The sequence below is a fragment of the Pseudomonas sp. B13(2017) genome (assembly GCF_002113245.1).
Classification (GTDB): domain Bacteria; phylum Pseudomonadota; class Gammaproteobacteria; order Pseudomonadales; family Pseudomonadaceae; genus Aquipseudomonas; species Aquipseudomonas putida_Z.
In genome coordinates, this window is the sequence record NZ_NEJX01000018.1 from 119080 (window position 1) to 135614 (window position 16535).

Annotated in this window: 17 protein-coding genes; 12 read left to right on the top strand and 5 right to left on the bottom strand. The window is 63.3% G+C overall.

Going from position 1 to position 16535, the window contains the following annotated elements; translation table 11 throughout:
* Nucleotides 1-18 precede the first annotated feature (18 nt).
* From CAG44_RS21515 to CAG44_RS21530, 4 genes are all read left to right on the top strand, one after another.
* The gene (locus CAG44_RS21515; protein WP_025339697.1) at nucleotides 19-729 is read left to right on the top strand and encodes a histidine phosphatase family protein; all 711 of its coding nucleotides are present in this window, start codon (nucleotides 19-21) and stop codon (nucleotides 727-729) included.
* A gap of 56 nt (nucleotides 730-785) precedes the next feature.
* Nucleotides 786-1103, top strand: coding sequence for an SCP2 sterol-binding domain-containing protein (locus CAG44_RS21520; protein WP_003257405.1), 318 nt, complete (start codon nucleotides 786-788; stop codon nucleotides 1101-1103).
* A gap of 294 nt (nucleotides 1104-1397) precedes the next feature.
* Entirely contained in the window at nucleotides 1398-2465 is a 1068-nt protein-coding gene (locus CAG44_RS21525; protein ID WP_085590812.1) for a phosphotransferase family protein, read from the top strand.
* 36 nt (nucleotides 2466-2501) lie between these two features.
* Complete coding sequence (locus CAG44_RS21530; RefSeq protein WP_015270905.1) at nucleotides 2502-3269, top strand: SDR family oxidoreductase; 768 nt, start codon at nucleotides 2502-2504, stop codon at nucleotides 3267-3269.
* Here the strand turns inward: CAG44_RS21530 and CAG44_RS21535 are convergent, their stop codons facing one another.
* Complete coding sequence (locus CAG44_RS21535; protein WP_085692948.1) at nucleotides 3270-4091, bottom strand: bifunctional 2-polyprenyl-6-hydroxyphenol methylase/3-demethylubiquinol 3-O-methyltransferase UbiG; 822 nt, start codon at nucleotides 4089-4091, stop codon at nucleotides 3270-3272. It abuts the gene before it with no gap.
* A 214-nt stretch (nucleotides 4092-4305) separates the two neighbouring features.
* The gene (locus CAG44_RS21540) at nucleotides 4306-4656 is read right to left on the bottom strand and encodes a hypothetical protein (protein WP_016498900.1); all 351 of its coding nucleotides are present in this window, start codon (nucleotides 4654-4656) and stop codon (nucleotides 4306-4308) included.
* 114 nt (nucleotides 4657-4770) lie between these two features.
* On the opposite strand from CAG44_RS21540, the gene CAG44_RS21545 reads away from it, so the two are divergent.
* The 5 genes from CAG44_RS21545 (at nucleotide 4771) to CAG44_RS21565 (ending at nucleotide 9461) form a co-directional block, all read left to right on the top strand.
* Nucleotides 4771-5061 carry an RcnB family protein gene (locus CAG44_RS21545; RefSeq protein WP_025339702.1) on the top strand — a complete coding sequence of 97 codons (291 nt, stop codon included), beginning with the start codon at nucleotides 4771-4773 and terminating at the stop codon, nucleotides 5059-5061.
* 126 nt (nucleotides 5062-5187) lie between these two features.
* Nucleotides 5188-5382, top strand: a complete 195-nt coding sequence (locus CAG44_RS21550) for a hypothetical protein (RefSeq protein ID WP_085692949.1) — start codon at nucleotides 5188-5190, stop codon at nucleotides 5380-5382.
* Between the two features lie 74 nt (nucleotides 5383-5456).
* Nucleotides 5457-5840 (top strand): glycine zipper domain-containing protein, encoded by a 384-nt coding sequence (locus tag CAG44_RS21555; protein ID WP_025339704.1) that lies wholly within the window; start codon nucleotides 5457-5459, stop codon nucleotides 5838-5840.
* 227 nt (nucleotides 5841-6067) lie between these two features.
* Nucleotides 6068-7897, top strand: a complete 1830-nt coding sequence (locus CAG44_RS21560; protein WP_085692950.1) for an SLC13 family permease — start codon at nucleotides 6068-6070, stop codon at nucleotides 7895-7897.
* A gap of 139 nt (nucleotides 7898-8036) precedes the next feature.
* Nucleotides 8037-9461, top strand: a complete 1425-nt coding sequence (locus CAG44_RS21565) for a GGDEF domain-containing protein (protein WP_085665217.1) — start codon at nucleotides 8037-8039, stop codon at nucleotides 9459-9461.
* 1 nt (nucleotide 9462) lies between these two features.
* On the opposite strand, the gene CAG44_RS21570 is transcribed toward CAG44_RS21565, so the two are convergent.
* Nucleotides 9463-10224, bottom strand: coding sequence for a TSUP family transporter (locus CAG44_RS21570; protein WP_025339707.1), 762 nt, complete (start codon nucleotides 10222-10224; stop codon nucleotides 9463-9465).
* Between the two features lie 98 nt (nucleotides 10225-10322).
* On the opposite strand from CAG44_RS21570, the gene CAG44_RS21575 reads away from it, so the two are divergent.
* Nucleotides 10323-11228 (top strand): LysR family transcriptional regulator, encoded by a 906-nt coding sequence (locus CAG44_RS21575; protein ID WP_085590798.1) that lies wholly within the window; start codon nucleotides 10323-10325, stop codon nucleotides 11226-11228.
* A gap of 573 nt (nucleotides 11229-11801) precedes the next feature.
* Here CAG44_RS21575 and CAG44_RS21580 read toward each other — a convergent pair.
* Complete coding sequence (locus CAG44_RS21580; protein WP_085590796.1) at nucleotides 11802-12155, bottom strand: SH3 domain-containing protein; 354 nt, start codon at nucleotides 12153-12155, stop codon at nucleotides 11802-11804.
* Nucleotides 12156-12363: 208 nt separating this feature from the next.
* Here CAG44_RS21580 and CAG44_RS21585 point away from each other — a divergent pair, with 208 nt between their 5' ends.
* Together CAG44_RS21585 and CAG44_RS21590 are read left to right on the top strand one after the other, a co-directional pair.
* Nucleotides 12364-13407 (top strand): alpha/beta fold hydrolase, encoded by a 1044-nt coding sequence (locus CAG44_RS21585; RefSeq protein WP_085590794.1) that lies wholly within the window; start codon nucleotides 12364-12366, stop codon nucleotides 13405-13407.
* Nucleotides 13408-13701: 294 nt separating this feature from the next.
* A complete protein-coding gene (locus CAG44_RS21590; protein ID WP_025339711.1) occupies nucleotides 13702-13887 on the top strand; it encodes a hypothetical protein in 186 nt (61 codons plus the stop codon).
* Nucleotides 13888-14188: 301 nt separating this feature from the next.
* Here the strand turns inward: CAG44_RS21590 and CAG44_RS21600 are convergent.
* On the bottom strand, nucleotides 14189-16535 hold a 2347-nt coding region (locus CAG44_RS21600), incomplete at its 5' end, for an immunoglobulin-like domain-containing protein (protein ID WP_143516025.1).

Consider the following 16535-nt stretch of genomic DNA (forward strand, 5'->3'; position numbering starts at 1 on the left):
AACAGGCCGGAACCTTTCGTGGGCAACCTCTACCTGATCCGACATGGCCAAGCCTCCTTCGGCGCCGATGACTACGATGTCCTCTCGCCCGTGGGCGTGCGCCAGAGCCAGGCCCTGGGTGAGCACCTGGCCCAGCTCGGTGTAAGGCTGGACCGCTGCGTGGCAGGCGACCTGCGCCGCCAGCAGGATACCGCGCGCCTGGCCCTGGATGCATTGCACGCCAATGGCTGCCCGGTGCCGGCTGTTGAGACCGATGCAGCATTCAATGAGTTCGATGCCGATGGTGTGATCCGCGCCTTGTTGCCCGGGCTGCTGCCGCAGGAGCCCAACGCCCTGCACATCCTGCGCAATGGCGCGCAGCACCGCAGCGAGTTCCAGCGCCTGTTCGCACTGATGGTGCAGCGCTGGCACGATGGCGAACATGCCGACAATGGCCTGGAGACCTGGCAGGCGTTCACCACCCGCGTGCAAGGCGGCCTCCAGCGCGTACTGGATGCCGCCGGTAGCGGCGACAATATCGCTATCTTCACCTCGGGCGGCACCATTGCCGCCCTGCTCCACCTGGTTACCCGTATTACCCCCGGCCAGGCGTTCGCGCTGAACTGGCAGATAATCAACACGTCGCTCAGCCAGCTGAAGTTCCGCGGCCGCGACGTGGCACTGGCTTCCTTCAACAGCCAGGCCCATGTGCAGCTGTTGAGGGCGCCGGAGCTTGTCACCTATCGATGAGCCCGGCTTGTTGTGTCCCTGCGGGGACGTGTAAATCACTCTATAAGGAATGCGCCATGACCTCCGTAGCTGATGCCGTCAAAAAGATGCAAGAGAAGTTCAACCCATCCGCTGCCGCCGGCCTGGACCTGGTGTTCGGCTTCAACATCACCGACGAAGACAAGCACTACGCGCTGATCGTCAAGGACGGCACCTGCGATCTGCAGGAAGGCGAAAACCCGGATGCCAACTGCACCCTGGTAATGGACAGCGAAACCCTGAAGGGTATCGTCAGCGGCGAAACCGACGGCATGCAGGCATTCATGGGCGGCAAGCTGCGCGTTGAAGGCGACATGATGCTGTCGATGAAGCTCAGCGAGCTGTTCCCGTCCTGAGGGCTGGAAATAGCGGATGATCAAAAAACCGAAGCCTGACCGGCTTCGGTTTTTTTTTGCCCGCCTGTTCGGACCCTATCGCCGGCAAGCCAGCTCCCACAGGTACAGCGTTGCTCTCGAGGTTGTCGCTGTACCTGTGGGAGCTGGCTTGCCGGCGATAGCGGCAGTCGCTTCATCAAGGCAGTTGATCAGGCAGCAACACCCTCACCTATATGGCATCTGGCACGCTTGTCCCATCCCCGGCGGACCATTAGATTAGCCAATAGTCCTTGCGATCGAGAATAAGGAAAACGCATGACGCTCACCGACCAGTCCACCCAGGTACGCCCCGGCGAAGAACTCGACGCGGCTGTCATCGACCCTTACCTCAAAGCCAACATCCCCGGCCTGGATGGCCTGCCGAGCATCAGCCAGTTCCCTGGCGGCGCCTCCAACCTTACCTACCTGGTCAGCTACCCGGGCCGCGACTTCGTGCTGCGCCGTCCACCGTTCGGGCAGAAGGCCAAGTCAGCCCACGACATGGGCCGCGAGTTTCGCATCCTCAACCAGCTCAACAGCGGCTTCCCCTACTGCCCCAAGGCCTATGTGCACTGCACCGACAGCAGCCTGATCGGCGGCGAGTTCTACGTGATGGAACGGGTCAAGGGCATCATCCTGCGCTCGGACATCCCGGCCGAGCTGGACCTTGACGCCAACCGCACCGAGGCCTTGTGCAAAAGCTTCATCGACCGCCTGGTGGAACTGCACCAGGTGGACTACAACGCCTGCGGCCTGGCCGACCTGGGCAAACCGGAAGGCTATGTGCAGCGCCAGATCGAGGGCTGGACCAGCCGCTATGAAAAGGCCCTGACCCCTGACGCCCCGCGCTGGGAACAGGTGACCGCGTGGCTGCACGAGAAAATGCCCGCCGACCACCCGCGGCCCGGCATCGTGCACAACGACTACCGTTTCGACAACGTAATCCTCGATGCCGACAACCCCATGCGCATCATCGGTGTGCTGGACTGGGAAATGGCCACCCTCGGCGACCCGCTGATGGACCTGGGCAACAGCCTGGCCTACTGGATCGAGGCCGACGACCCGGCGCCGGTGCAGCTGATGCGTCGCCAGCCGAGCAACGCACCGGGCATGCTCACCCGCCGCCAGTTCGTCGATTACTACGCCGAGCGCGCCGGCATCCGCCTGGACAACTTCGATTACTACTATTGCTATGGCCTGTTCCGCCTGGCCGGCATCGTCCAGCAGATCTACTACCGCTATTACCACGGCCAGACCCAGGACAAGCGCTTCGCCCAGTTCATCCACATGAACCGCTTGCTGGAGCAGATGACCTTGCAGGTCATCGCCAAGTCCAGCCTCTGAGCCCCGACCTCGACGACGGATAACAAGGAAAACAGCATGTCCAAGACCCACCTGTTCGACCTCGACGGCAAGATTGCATTCGTTTCCGGCGCCAGCCGTGGCATCGGCGAGGCCATCGCCCACCTGCTGGCCCAGCAAGGTGCCCATGTGATCGTGTCCAGCCGCAAGCTCGACGGTTGCCAGCAGGTGGCTGACGCCATCATCGCCGCCGGTGGCAAGGCAACGGCGGTGGCCTGCCACATCGGTGAACTGGAGCAGATCCAGCAAGTGTTCGCCGGCATCCGCGAACAATTCGGGCGGCTGGACATCCTGGTCAACAACGCCGCTACCAACCCGCAGTTCTGCAACGTACTGGATACCGACCCAGGGGCTTTCCAGAAGACCGTGGACGTGAACATCCGTGGCTACTTCTTCATGTCGGTCGAGGCCGGCAAGCTGATGCGCGAGCATGGTGGCGGCAGCATCATCAACGTGGCGTCGATCAACGGGGTTTCACCCGGCCTGTTCCAGGGCATCTATTCGGTGACCAAGGCGGCAGTCATCAACATGACCAAGGTCTTCGCCAAGGAGTGCGCGCAGTTCGGGATCCGCTGCAACGCCCTGCTGCCAGGCCTGACCGACACCAAGTTCGCCTCGGCACTGGTGAAGAACGACGCCATCCTCAATGCCGCGCTGCAGCAGATCCCGCTCAAGCGCGTGGCCGACCCCAAGGAAATGGCCGGCGCCGTCTTGTACCTGGCCAGCGATGCTTCCAGCTACACCACCGGTACCGCACTCAATGTCGACGGTGGTTACCTGTCCTGATCAGGCTTTTACTGCAACCAGGGTGTAGCTCAGGGGCAGGCGTGCGGGCTGCTCGCGCAGGCGATATTCACCGTCGTCGCCCTTGACCATCTGCCCCGGCAGCGCCTCCCAGGGGATGCTCTGGTGCTCGACCAGGGCGGTCAGCTGCAGGCCGTGGGCCAGCAAGGCGCTGATCACCTCGCCCAGGCCGTGGTTCCACTCGTGGGTTTCGGTGTGGGAAAGGCGCTGCTCGGTTTCGACGTAGGTCTGGTCGTTGTGCCACACCGTCGGTTCTTCGTGCTCGAAATACGGGTATTCGAGTTGCAGGCGGTCCTGGTGGTCTTCGTTGACTGCCATCAGCATCGGGTGCCCGTCGCGCAGGAACAACCGCCCGCCCGGCTTCAGCAGGGCCGCGACTGTACGCGCCCACGGCTCGATGCGAGGCAGCCAGCAGAGCGCGCCGATGCCGGTGTAGACCAGGTCGAACGTGCCGGCCGGCAACACCTTGTCGGCGTTGTAGACATCGGACTCGACATACGCGATGGGTGCCGCACAGCGCTGGGCCAGCGCCCGCGCCTCGGCCAGCGAAGCCGCGGAATAGTCCAGGCCACAGACCTTGGCGCCAAGGCGCGCCAGCGAGAGGGTATCGGTACCGATGTGGCACTGCAGGTGGACGGCGTTGAGTCCGTCGATATTGCCAAGCAACGGCAGGTCGAAGCGTACGGTTTCGGAAAGGTGTTCGGGATGCTGGACGAGCCGTTCGACTTCGTAGTCGTTGGAAGCAGCGTGCAGCGGGGCACGTTCATCCCAGCTGGCGCGGTTGAGTTGCAGTGAGCGGTCCATGGTGTCTTCCTTGATTCGTGGGGGCTCATGCTAGCCTCCACCAATCTCCCGGCGACAGGACTGCCTTGCTAAAAATTGTAAAGCTGGCGCGGTCACTGTGGGAGCGGGCGTGCCCGCGAAGAAACAACGCGGTGGCTGGCACCGGCTACGCCGGTGTTCGCGGGCGCGCCCGCTCCCACCCGACCCCACAGAGCCCCTGCCAAGTCGCCAGCCGTTACAGGCAGGTCGCCGCTGCCGCCCGGCGCTGCAGGGCCACACCGTCGTTCTTCTGCGCGTAGTAATCCACCCGCGCCCCACCCGCCTGCGGGTATACATCCACGAACGCCTCGGCTTCACGGGTATACACCGTGAACCCACCCTGCTTGCGTGGTTCCAGATAACCACTGGCGTCGTCGCCGAACACCTTCTCTTCCTGCCAGCTGAACTGGATGCACTGGGCCACCAGTTCCGGCGCCTTGTGCGAGTCGAGCTGCGCGGTCGGCTTGCCGCCGCGGGCCGTTTCCATGGTCGCAGAAGCACAACCGACCAGCATCAGCGCCGCGGCCATCGGCAGAATCGCACGCATGTTCCATCCTCAGGGTAAAAAAGAAGGCGACTCTAGCACTGGCAAGCATCGCGAGTGAATTGTCACGCGCAGGTGGCTGTCGCAGATAAGGCATTCCGCCACAAGGAGAACGTCATGAAATTGCACTACCTGCTGTTCGCCGCCCTTCCCTGCCTGCCCCTCGCTGCCACCGCAGCCCCCTCCGGCGAAGAAAGCATCACCGCGCCAGAAACCCACAACCGCGAGCTCAAGGTCGGCGACAAGGCACCCGACCAGTACAAACGCGATGACCAGGCAATCAAGGACTGGAAAACCAAGGGCCTGCCAGCGCCGGAAAAGGAGAGCCACTGGGTAAACATGGGGGGGCGCTACGTGCTGGTGCAGATCACCAACGGTGTGGTGCTGGCAATTCAGCCAACCCACTGATTCCACATTTTCCCCGCCGCTCATCGCTGGCACGACAAATTTTTGCCTGCCAGCGAAACCAAATGGATCCTTTCCAGTCTCAGAGGGTGTGCCGTAAACCTTTGCGGATCAAGGACCTATATCGTGATGACCCGTCTTGCAAGCCTTTCGCTGATTGCCGTTGTCCTGCTGATCGCAGGGTGCCATAGCCATCGCTACCATGACGACGACGATGGCTGGCGTGACCGTGATCGCGATCGTGGCCATCGCCACCACCATCGGCATGACCGCGACGACGATGATGACAATCGTCAATACCGTGGTGACCGCTACTACCGCTGAAGCGTCTTTTTCAACCCTGGCCAGCCGCCCGTTGCGCGGCACCTTAACCTGATGATTCCTTTGAGGTTCGTATCATGCGTCTGACTCTGCCTTCCCTTGCCCTCGGCCTGCTGCTGTGCCAGGGCGCTTTCGCCGGTGACGGTACCGCCGCCATTGGCGGTGGCCTGGGTGGTGTTCTGGGTAACGTTGTCGGTCAACAGATCGGCGGCAAAACGGGGGCGGCCATCGGCGCCGGCCTCGGCGGCGCAGCCGGCAGTGCGGTAGGTGCACGCAAGGGCAACCGTACCGAAGCCGCCATCGGCGGTGGCCTGGGTTCGGCCGGCGGTTCGCTGCTGGGTGGCGCGGTAGGCGGCAAGACCGGCTCCACCGTGGGCGCTGGCCTGGGTGGCGCAGCCGGTGGTGCCATCGGCAACCACCTGGGCGACAACAACGGCAAGCACCGCCGTCACCGTCACTGATCCGGTGACCTGAGGGGCTGCTGCGCAGCCCATCGCCGGCAAGCCAGCTCCCACCTCGACCGCATTGACCTCAAGCCATGCGCAGTCATTGTGGGAGCCTGGCTTACCAGCGATGGGCCGCCTAGCGGCCCTTTTTGTTGCAGCACATCAATACCCCCTTCACCGCAATCCGGCACACTGGCTGCTACTGTCTATCGTGCCCCCGTGTGAAGGAACACCCCCTCCCCATGAACCAAGAGCTGCTCTGGGTCCTCGGCCTGCTGGCCATCGTCATCACCCTGTTCGTCATCAACCGCCCACGCATGGACGTGGTCGCGCTGCTGGTGATCCTCGCCCTGCCGCTGTCGGGCATCCTCACCGTGGAGCAGGCGCTGGCCGGTTTCAGTGACCCCAACGTGGTGTTGATCGCCGCCCTGTTCGTGATCGGTGAAGGCCTGGTGCGCACCGGCATTGCCTACCGTATCGGCGAATGGATGAGCGAGCGGGCCGGCAACAGCGAGGCGCGCCTGCTGGTGTTGCTGATGGTGGCCGTGGCGGGGCTGGGTTCGATGATGAGTTCCACCGGCGTGGTGGCCATTTTCATTCCGGTGGTGCTGAGCATCGCCGCACGCCTGCAGCTATCACCCGCCCGCCTGATGATGCCGCTGGCTTTCGCCGGCCTGATCAGCGGCATGCTCAGCCTGGTGGCCACACCGCCCAACGTGGTGGTGCACAGCGAACTGGTGCGCCATGGCGAAACGGGCTTCAGCTTCTTCAGCTTCACCCCGTTCGGCCTGGTGGTACTGGTGCTGGGCATCGGCTACATGCTGCTGACCCGGCACTGGCTGAATGGCGAAGTGCGCAAGGACGGCCGCGTGGAAAGCCGCCGCACCCTGCTGGACCTGGTGCTGGACTACAAGCTCAACGGCCGCGAACGGCGCCTGCGCATCCGCCCCCACTCGCCGCTGATCGGTCATACCCTGGGCGAGCTGGAGCTGCGCACCCGGCATGGCGCCAACGTGATCGGTATCGAGCGCCAGCACAAGTTCACCACGCGGGTGATCGCCGCCGACTCCAGCACCGTGCTGCACCAGGGCGATGTGCTGCTGCTCGACCTGTTCGCCAACCGCGACGACCTGCGCAGCCTGTGCCAGACCATGCAACTGGAGCCGCTGCACTTCAAGGCCGCCTACTTCATCGACCAGTCCCAGGAGCTGGGCATGGCCGAAGTATTGCTGCCACCAGGCTCGAAACTGCTCGGCAAGAGCATCCTCGAACTGGCCTTCCGCACTCGCTTCGACCTCAACGTGGTGGGCTTGCGCCGCGAGCAGGTGGCGATCGAAGAACAGCTGGTGGAAGAAAAGCTGCGCCTGGGCGACACCTTGCTGGTAGTCGGCCCGTGGAAAGCCGTGCGCCAGTTGCAAGGCAAGCCCAAGGACTTCCTGGTACTGAGCCTGCCCGCGGAAATCGACATGGTCGCGCCCGCCCGCACCCGCGCACCACAGGCGCTGCTGAGCCTGGCGGTGATGGTCGGGCTGATGGTCACCGGCGTAGTACCCAATGTGATTGCCGCGCTGATCGGCTGCCTGCTGATGGGCGCAGGCCGCTGCATCGACATGAACAGCGCCTACCGGGCCATCCACTGGCAAAGCCTGGTGCTGATCGTCGGCATGCTGCCCTTTGCCCAAGCACTGCAGAAAACCGGCGGCATCGACCTGGCAGTGGGCGGCCTGGTCAGCGTGCTGGGCGGTGCCGGCCCCAGCGCCATCCTCGCCTGCCTGTTCGCGGTCACGGCGGTGATCGGCCTGTTCATCTCCAACACGGCCACTGCAGTACTGATGGCCCCCGTGGCCGTCAGCACCGCCACGCAGCTGGGCATGTCGCCCTACCCGTTTGCCATGACCGTGGCGCTGGCCGCCTCGGCGGCGTTCATGACGCCGGTGTCATCGCCGGTCAACACGCTGGTACTGGGCCCGGGACAATACCGCTTCGCCGACTTCGTCAAAGTCGGCGTGCCGTTCACCGTACTGGTGATGCTGGTAACCGTGTTGATGGTGCCGTGGTTCTTCGGGCTGTGAGGTGACACATCTTGAATGAAGGCAATTTGGCATTATCTCGACCGATCGCGGCAGATTGACATCAAGTCCTCTGACGAAACACACTTATGCGCAATTGCCCCAGGTGCTTCAAGCCGTTGTCCTGGATTTCGTTTCCGCTTTGCCGGTCGAGCCCATGGTTTTTCCAGCCCAATCGCGCTTGTTGCACTACGTCGTTCTACTCGGCCTGACCTTCGCCCTGACGCTGGGCGGCATCCTGGCCCGCCCGATCGAATCCCTGTCGCTGTTCTGGCCGGTCAACGCGGTATTGGCCGGCGTGCTGCTGCGCTACCCCCGCCAGGCCACGCTGACGGGCTTTGCCCTGGTCTGGCTGGCCATGGTCGGCGCCGACCTGCTGTGTGGCAGCGCCTGGGTACCGGCCCTGTGGTTCAACCTGTGCAACCTGGGCGTGGTGGTCACCCTCTGGCTGCTGCTCTCGCGCTTGCCGCGCCTGCACCGGCGCATGCGTACCCCCCACGGCGTGCTCAGCGTGTTCGGCGCCTGTGCCGCCGGGGCGATAGTGGCGGCCAGCATGGCGGCGGCAATGGCCGCGCCGTGGTTCGAACAGTCCTTGCGCGCCACTTGGCTGGCCTGGTTCAGTGAACAGTTCTCGACCAGCGTGCTGGTGCTGCCAGTGCTGCTGACGGCGCCCTCGGCGCGAGCCCTGGTGCGCGGTGGCGCCCAGGCCATCCGCCTGGCGCCGTTGTTGATGCTGCTGGCCTCGCTGGCGTCCAGCATTGCCTTCGGCGGCCCTGGGGCCATTGCCTTCCCGATTGCCGCGCTACTGTGGTGCGCCTGGACTTATTCACCGTTCCTGGTCTCACTGCTGACACTCACCGCCGGCAGCACGCTGATCGTGGCGGTGGCGCAAAACCTCATGCATTTCAGCGTGCCGCAAAGCGAGCCCGGGGTAACCACGCTGATGTCGGCGCGCCTGGGAATCGCCATGCTGGTGCTCGGGCCGCTGGTGGTGGCCTGCGTCAGCCAGGCCAACCGCAGCCTGATGGCCCGCCTGGCGCATCAGGCCACCATCGACCACCTCACCGGCGTGCTCACCCGCAGCGCCTTCACCCGCCGCGCCAACGCGCTGCTGGAAAGCCGCCAGCAACACGCCCAGGCGCTGCCGCTGACCTTGATGATGCTGGATATCGACCACTTCAAGTCGATCAATGATGCCCACGGCCATGCGGTCGGTGACCAGGTGCTGCGCCAGTTCGCCGGCACCCTGCAGGACCAGTTGCACGATGGCGAACTGTTCGCCCGACTGGGCGGCGAGGAATTTGTCGTGATCCTCCCAGGCCTGGCACCAGACCGGGCCAAGTTCACTGCCGAACGCCTGCGCCGCGCCGTGCAGGACCTGCATGTGGTGCAGGCCGACCAACACCTGCAAATTACCGTGAGTATCGGCCTGGCCGGTTGTGCCGCCGACATGCCGGCCCCCACCCTCGACGAACTGCTGGCGCGCGCCGACCAGGCGCTGTACCGAGCCAAGGCCCATGGCCGCAACCGCGTCGAGCAGGCCGAGCCGCAACGCCAGGTGATGTGAGCTAGCCGGCCAGCAAGTCCCACGTCAACTTGGCGATCAGCACGCACAACAGCACCAGGAACAGCCCGCGTACAAAGCCCGCGCCCTTGCGCACCGCCAGCCAGGTACCGGTCAGCGCGCCGAGGATATTGCACGCCGCCATGGGCAAGGCAATGGCGTACAGCACGTTGCCCGATGGCACGAAGAACACCAGTGCCGCAAGGTTGGTGGCGATGTTCACCACCTTGGCCGACGCCGAGGCGTGCAGGAAGTCCAAAGCGAAGAAGCGGATGAACAGGAAGATCAGGAAGCTGCCGGTGCCCGGCCCGAACAGGCCATCGTAAAAGCCGATCGCGCCACCGATCAGCACCGCCAGGCACTGCTCCTTGCGGCCGATCCTTGTGGGTTTGTGCAGCGTGCCGAAGTCCTTCTTGCAGAAGGTGTAGATGGCCATCAGCACGATCAGCACCAGTACCGCCGGGCGCATCACGCTGGGCGGCACCAGCGACACCGTGGCGGCACCGGCGAACGACATGACGAAGGCGCTGAGCGCAGCCGGCACGATCAACCCCCAGTCCAGCGTCACCCTGCGGATGAACGAACGCGCAGCGAAGGCCGTGCCACACACCGACGCCAGCTTGTTGCTACCGAGCAATGCCGCCGGTTGCGCGGTGGGCAGCACGTTGAACAAGGCCGGGATCTGGATCAGCCCACCGCCACCCACGGCGGCGTCGATCAGCCCTGCGGCGAAGGCGAACACGGAAAGCACAGCGATATCCATCATGACGCGGTTCCAGGCAGTGAAGACGCCTGCAAGGCTAATCAAAGTGCCGCGCTTGTGTTGAAATGCCATATTGCAAAAACTGCAACGAGGAGCAGGCAATGGCATTGGACATGCTGCGGGAAATCCAGGCGTTCGTCAGCGTGGCGCACAAGCGCAGCTTCGTCGCCGCCGCACGCGCCCTGGGGCGCTCACCCAGCGCGGTCACCCGCGCGGTACAAACCCTGGAAGACAACGCCGGGAGCAAACTGCTCAACCGCAACGCCAATGCCGTGACCCTGACCGAAGCCGGCGAGCGCCTGCTACCACACGCCGAACGCTTGCTGGATGTGCAACGTGATGCCGCCGACGAACTGGCCGCGCTCAGCGGCAGTGCACAAGGCTGGATCCGCTTCGCCGTGCCGCAGGTACTGGGTGAACATGTACTGCCCCAGGTGCTTGCAGAGTTTTCCCGCTGCCACCCCCAGGTAACCCTGGACGTGCAGTACAGCGACGGGGCCCTGGACCCGCTGCAAGGCAAGTTCGATTTCGTGGTGCGCGGTGCCTTTCCGCAGTCGAGCGAGCTGATCGGCTACCCACTGTGGGATTACCAGCGCCACCTGTATGCAAGCCCTGAATACCTGGCCCTGGCCGGCACGCCACAACAACCCGAGGACCTCGAAGGCCACGCGCTGATCCTGCACACTGCCCCGCGCATCCTCAAGGCCTGGCACTTCTGCCGCGACGGCCAGATCACCAGCCTGCGCCCCAGGCCCAGGCTGCGCCTGGACTCAGGTGACGCGGTGTACCACAGCACCCTGGCCGGCGCCGGTATCGCCCGCCTGGCCGCCTGGGTCGGCGAAGCGCAGGTCAAGGCCGGGCGACTGGTGCGGGTATGCCCGCAGTACCGCCTGACCTCCAGCAACGGCCAGGACCCGCAGATGCATGCCGTGTACCCCGCCGGCGAGCTGCCGGCGCGGGTACGCGACCTGCTGGCAGCCTTGCGCCGCGCCGGCCTGGCCTACTGAAACAACGCCCTGAAACGGCTGTTCAAATTCTGCTCAATTTAACAGAGCCCGCCGCGGGCCTGGCTTGCAGCACTTTATCCACAGACCTACCCACGTTTTTTGTGGACAGTTTTCCCAGTGCAAAGAACGACTTATCGTACAAATCGGTAGGGTGAATCGGCCAACAATAAAGAGGAATGGGCCCGCCCGAAGGAAAGGCAGGCCGCGAGGGATATAGGTGGTTAACGTCAGCTTGGCGGAATGGTGCCAAGAATACCGATCAGAATGGTCAGCAGCAGAAAACCACCCAGGAATAGCGCGAGCTTGCCCATTGGAACCTCTACAAGTGTGATGCGGGAATGGGCATATTGTCGGGCTTGGGCTGATACCGTTACAGATTCAGGTTTATGGAAAAAAAGCGGATCAGATGTGAGGCACCGGTTCTTTTGTGGGAGCGGCCTTGCGTCGCGAAAGGGCCGCGCAGCGGGCCCAGGGTTTCGATGCATCCCGCAAAATTGCCGGGGCCGCTTTGCGGCCCTTTCGCGACGCAAGGCCGCTCCCACAAGAGCTGCGTACTTGGAGCGAACGCGTATATCAAGTCAGTTGCTGAAGCTTCTGCGCAGGCAACCAGCCGTACTCGTCGTTGCCATGGCGCCTGCACCAGACCCAGCCATTGAGCGGGCGCACCATCTGCACCAACTGCCCTGGGTCGGCATCCAGTTCATGCGCCGAGTAGTGGTCCAGCGCCCTGCCCTGGCACACGCTGAGCCGCTCGATCAATTGGGCCGGCACCCAGCCGGGCTCCTGGCCGGTGCAGGTGCACAGGTACCAGTCCTGCCAACCTGGCTCGCCCTCGTAACGTGGGCCAATGTTCAGCAAGGTGCCCTTGGCGAAGCGGATGGGCCGCGGGTACTCACTGCGGTGAGGTTCAATCACAACGTAATGCATGGGCCTCTCCTTGGCCGGGAAAACTTATCGATCGTAGCAGAAGCGGCAAAACCCGCTGCCAACCGGTGTTTGTATCTTCATGTGTACAAATTGAGACCTGATACACAAGAACGTTTCCTACGGGCCGAGCGGACACATCCGCGATACAGCCGTCATCTTTACTGGCACCCATCAACCCGCACCGATGGCTTCGCCAAGGAGATGCCCAATGTCTGCCCGCCACTCGACCACCGCCCTGCCACGCCGCTTCAGCCGTACGCTGCTCGCCTGTGCCCTGCTGCCACTTGGCCTGCTGGCGGCGAACATGGCCACGGCTGCACCACAGCAGCCCCAGCCAGCCGCCGCAGCGGCGGATGACTTTGGCCCGCTGAAACACGTCAACGCTGGCGTGCTCGATGTGGCTTACGTAGAGCAAGGCCCGGCCGATGGCCCGGTGGTGATCCTGCTGCATGGCTGGCCGTATGACATTCACAGCTTCGAGCAAGTTGCACCCGCCCTGGCGGCAAAAGGCTACCGGGTGTTGGTGCCCTACGTACGTGGTTACGGGCAGACCCGCTTCCTGTCTGCGGTAACCCCACGCAATGCCCAGCCCTCGGCACTGGCCAGCGACGTGATCGCCTTCATGGATGCGCTGCATATCCAGCGTGCCGTGCTCGCCGGCTTCGACTGGGGCGCACGCACCGCCGACATTGTCTCGGCGCTGTGGCCAGAGCGGGTAAAGGCACTGGTATCGGTCAGCGGCTACCTGATCAGCAGCCAGGAAGCCGCCAAGGCCCCCCTGCCCCCCAGTGCCGAGTTGCAGTGGTGGTACCAGTACTACTTCGCCACCGCGCGCGGCCAGGCCGGCTATGAAAAGAACCGCCATGCCTTCGCCAAGCTGATCTGGCAAACCGCCTCGCCCAAGTGGGCCTTCGACGACGCCACCTTCGAGCGCAGCGCCAAGGCCCTGGACAACCCCGACCAGGTGGCGATCACCGTGCACAACTACCGCTGGCGGCTGGGGCTGGCCCAAGGCGAAACGCGCTACGACCCGCTCGAGGCCAAACTGGCCAGCTTCCCCAGCATCGGCGTACCGACCATCACCCTGGAAGGCGACGCCAACGGCGCCCCGCACCCGCCAGCCGAAGCCTATGCGCAGCGCTTTACCGGCAAGTACGAGTACCGACTGATCAGCGGCGGCATCGGCCACAACCTGCCGCAGGAAGCGCCGCAGGCGTTCACCCAGGCGGTGGTGGATGCGGACCACCTGTAGCTTGCGGGGCGGCAATTGCTACATAAGGTTTCGAAAGGAGCGGCAGGCCCTGGTTTGAGCCGCGTCGAGGGCCTGCATTGTCGAAAACCGGTTGTGCCCAGCTACCGCGCGGTGTTTAGGCGAATTTGAAAGACACGATTTGAAATGCGGCTTGTAGGATCTTTTACCTCGCAATGTAGGAAGAATCGAAGCAGTGAGATTTGCCTGTATGAAACATCAGTTTCTCCAGCAAATTCGAGCTGCTACGGTCCAGTTTTCCTACAACGGCACGGATGCCTACAGCGTGAGAAAAGCATGGATCCGTTCAATACCTCGGCCCTGAAGCTGCAGAAGAATTTGCTTAACCTGCGCCTTGAGCGTGATCGCCTGAGAAGGGAGGGCAAGGACAAGGAAGCGGACGAACTCGCGGCACCGATCGCGCGGATGGAGGCAGCTATTCAAAAGCTGCCGGATGGCATGAAGCCGGTGACCCTGCAGTAAAACCTGTGGGAGATGTCTAGCGAGACCCGGACTTTGCGCCAAGCCATGAGAGGTGTGTTGCCTGTGCTGGCCCTTTCGCGGGCACGCCCGCTCCCACAGGTACTGTGCAAGTCTTGAGTACTGTGAAGATCCTGTGGGAGCGGGCGTGCCCGCGAATGGGCCAGCACAGGCAGTCGAGAAACTTAAGTTGATTCAGCAATAACCACAGAAGACACCTGACTCACCATCGGCAAGCCCACTCTGACGGCCTACAGCCTGAGCGTCACGCCCTTCATCGAAACAGGCCGCCGCGGGGCGTGGCTCATTGCCCGGAGTGGTCGATCTTGATGGTTGGATCACCACCACTGACCAGCGAACTGACCGTGGTGTTCGACCAGTTCACACCTTCAAGCTTGATCGACACGTCAGCGCTGCTGGTGTCACCGCCGGGAGTGAACTTGCCCTGGGTGCTGACCTGCAAGGTCGACTCGCCATCGACCGTGGTGATCTTAAGGTAGCTGTCGATGGCCGACAGCGATTCGCCCTGCAGCAGGGCACTCAGGTCCAGGCGGTCGCCTTCTTCAGCATTGAAGTTCCTGACCACGTCATGGCCGGTATCACCTGCCGTCCACACAAAGGACTCGGCGATGCCGCTGCTGCCGGTGACGGTGCTGTCCCCTGCCCCCACGAACACGATGTGGTCCTCGCTGCCAAGCAGGGACGTGGAGGCGCTGTCCGATGTGTCGCTCGCCATCAGCGACATCGCGCTCATCGACGCCGACGAGGCTGCGTCACCATGGGATGTCACCACGAACGAGCTGCTTGCCGAATCACCATCGTGGTCGGTGCCGATGACATGGACCGTGAAGTTCAGGTCGCTGGCAGGCTTCTCCTCTACATAGGTCAGTTTGGTGAAGGTGGTGTCAAGCGTACTCTTGCTCGGGGCCGCCAGGGTAATCGTGTCGAAGGCGTGCCCGGCAAGGCCCGCGAAGTCACTGGCCAGAATCTTTATGGCCTCGGAGCCAGAGGTGATGGTGTACGTCTTCGTTGCTTCATGCACAACACCATTGGCGTCCTTGTAGGAGGCGACGATATTGACGTCACCGCTGACCTGAAGCCGCGCAATGCCTAGCGTGACTTCTTTCATCGAGACGGCGTGCTGCAGGGCATCGGTGAACGCCACGGAGAACTTTTCGTTGGCAGAGAAGTGGTTGTTACCCACCCCCAGCCCATTGCCGACGTTGATCGTCGGCTTCCCTGTAGCACTGGCCAAGGCTTCGAAGGTGGCCGTTATGCCACTGTTGAACGTTACAGGCAGGGTTGAGGTATTCCCGGATTTCAAACTTTCCAGGTTGAACGTATCTCGGCTACCTTCGCGCACGGCGTTCTGGGTGACGGTGTAGTGCCCATCCGCTCCCAAGGCAAGCGTGAACACCTTCGTGGTACCGTCGAAGACTTCCACCGTGGTGCCGCTTGCATCCGTTGCCTTGCTGCTCCAGCCCGAAGGCAGGCCAACGATGGTGCCGAACTTCAGCGTGCCCACGCCATCACCGCCCGCCAGGAAGTGCGTGTCGCCAACCGCCGTGTACCCGACAGTGTTCCACATGCCGGCATTGTCACTGGTGGCGAAGGTCGGGCTGTCGTCCTCGACACTGATCGTCAGCGTGCCGGTCGATGAGGTGCTGCCGTCGGAAACGCTGACACCAACGTTGAGGGACAGTACATCCTCGGCCGCCTGGTTCGGATGGTCGAGCGGCCCCTTCAGCTCCACGGTGTAGTTGCCGGCGTTGTCGATCCTGATTTCGATCACGTCCTTGCCACCGGCCGTGCCGGTCAGGGTCTTGCCGCCATTGGACAACGCCCATTGCACACTCTGGCCAGAGGACGTCAGCGCTGTCGATGGTGCTGCCAGGCTGACCGAGAGGTTGGCCGACGGCGTATCGATATCGCTGACCGTCAGCTTGCCAGCGTACAACTTGCTGTCGCTTTGGTCGGCTGGTGAACCGACGGTGTCTTTGTTCCCGCCGATCAGCCCCTCCTCGGACACCAGCGCGGCACCCGAAGTGATGGTTGGCGTGGCATTGGTCATGCCCACCGCAACGCTGGCGCCCGGGACCAGGTTCTCGAACACCTTGCTACCCGTGCCATTCTGCGTGATCTGGTCGATGCCCACGGACACGCTGCCACCACCCACGAAGACACCGTCGGGAATGGCACCTTTCACCGTGCCGGTGGTGCCGCCCGCCGCCACCATGATGGTCAGGCCATTGTCCAGCTTGATGGTCAGGCCGCCATGGTTGCTTGCGCTCATGCCAGCCGGCGCTTCCAGATTGACCGTGTAGGTCACCTCCTGGCCCTTGGCTGCCGGGTTGGGCGAAGCGCTCAGCACGACCGTCACGGTGTTGATGGTGTCGGTGACCGTGAGGGTCGTGGTGGCACTGGTGTTCAGGTTTTCGAAGTTGTGGTTGCCTGCATTTGTCACGCTGATGGTCTGGGTTTCGCCATCACGGAATACGTCATCGCTCTGCGCCACGAACGGTGCGGTGGTCGCGGTGGTGGCGTCCTTGGCGAAGCTCAGGGTCTGGCCGTTGCTCAGGGTGACAGTGAACGCCTGGCCCGCTGGGTGGCTCAGGGTGCCGGTGATGGTCGTGGTGTTGCCTTCCTGCACG

Coding starts and splice junctions, on each gene's coding strand:
- CAG44_RS21520 (WP_003257405.1), top strand. CDS start 786: ATGACCTCCGTAGCTGATGCCGTCAAAAAGATGCAAGAGAAGTTCAAC.
- CAG44_RS21525 (WP_085590812.1), top strand. CDS start 1,398: ATGACGCTCACCGACCAGTCCACCCAGGTACGCCCCGGCGAAGAACTC.
- CAG44_RS21570 (WP_025339707.1), bottom strand. CDS start 10,224: ATGATGGATATCGCTGTGCTTTCCGTGTTCGCCTTCGCCGCAGGGCTG.
- CAG44_RS21545 (WP_025339702.1), top strand. CDS start 4,771: ATGAAATTGCACTACCTGCTGTTCGCCGCCCTTCCCTGCCTGCCCCTC.
- CAG44_RS21580 (WP_085590796.1), bottom strand. CDS start 12,155: ATGCATTACGTTGTGATTGAACCTCACCGCAGTGAGTACCCGCGGCCC.
- CAG44_RS21550 (WP_085692949.1), top strand. CDS start 5,188: ATGACCCGTCTTGCAAGCCTTTCGCTGATTGCCGTTGTCCTGCTGATC.
- CAG44_RS21535 (WP_085692948.1), bottom strand. CDS start 4,091: ATGGACCGCTCACTGCAACTCAACCGCGCCAGCTGGGATGAACGTGCC.
- CAG44_RS21585 (WP_085590794.1), top strand. CDS start 12,364: ATGTCTGCCCGCCACTCGACCACCGCCCTGCCACGCCGCTTCAGCCGT.
- CAG44_RS21590 (WP_025339711.1), top strand. CDS start 13,702: ATGGATCCGTTCAATACCTCGGCCCTGAAGCTGCAGAAGAATTTGCTT.
- CAG44_RS21540 (WP_016498900.1), bottom strand. CDS start 4,656: ATGCGTGCGATTCTGCCGATGGCCGCGGCGCTGATGCTGGTCGGTTGT.
- CAG44_RS21575 (WP_085590798.1), top strand. CDS start 10,323: ATGGCATTGGACATGCTGCGGGAAATCCAGGCGTTCGTCAGCGTGGCG.
- CAG44_RS21560 (WP_085692950.1), top strand. CDS start 6,068: ATGAACCAAGAGCTGCTCTGGGTCCTCGGCCTGCTGGCCATCGTCATC.
- CAG44_RS21555 (WP_025339704.1), top strand. CDS start 5,457: ATGCGTCTGACTCTGCCTTCCCTTGCCCTCGGCCTGCTGCTGTGCCAG.
- CAG44_RS21530 (WP_015270905.1), top strand. CDS start 2,502: ATGTCCAAGACCCACCTGTTCGACCTCGACGGCAAGATTGCATTCGTT.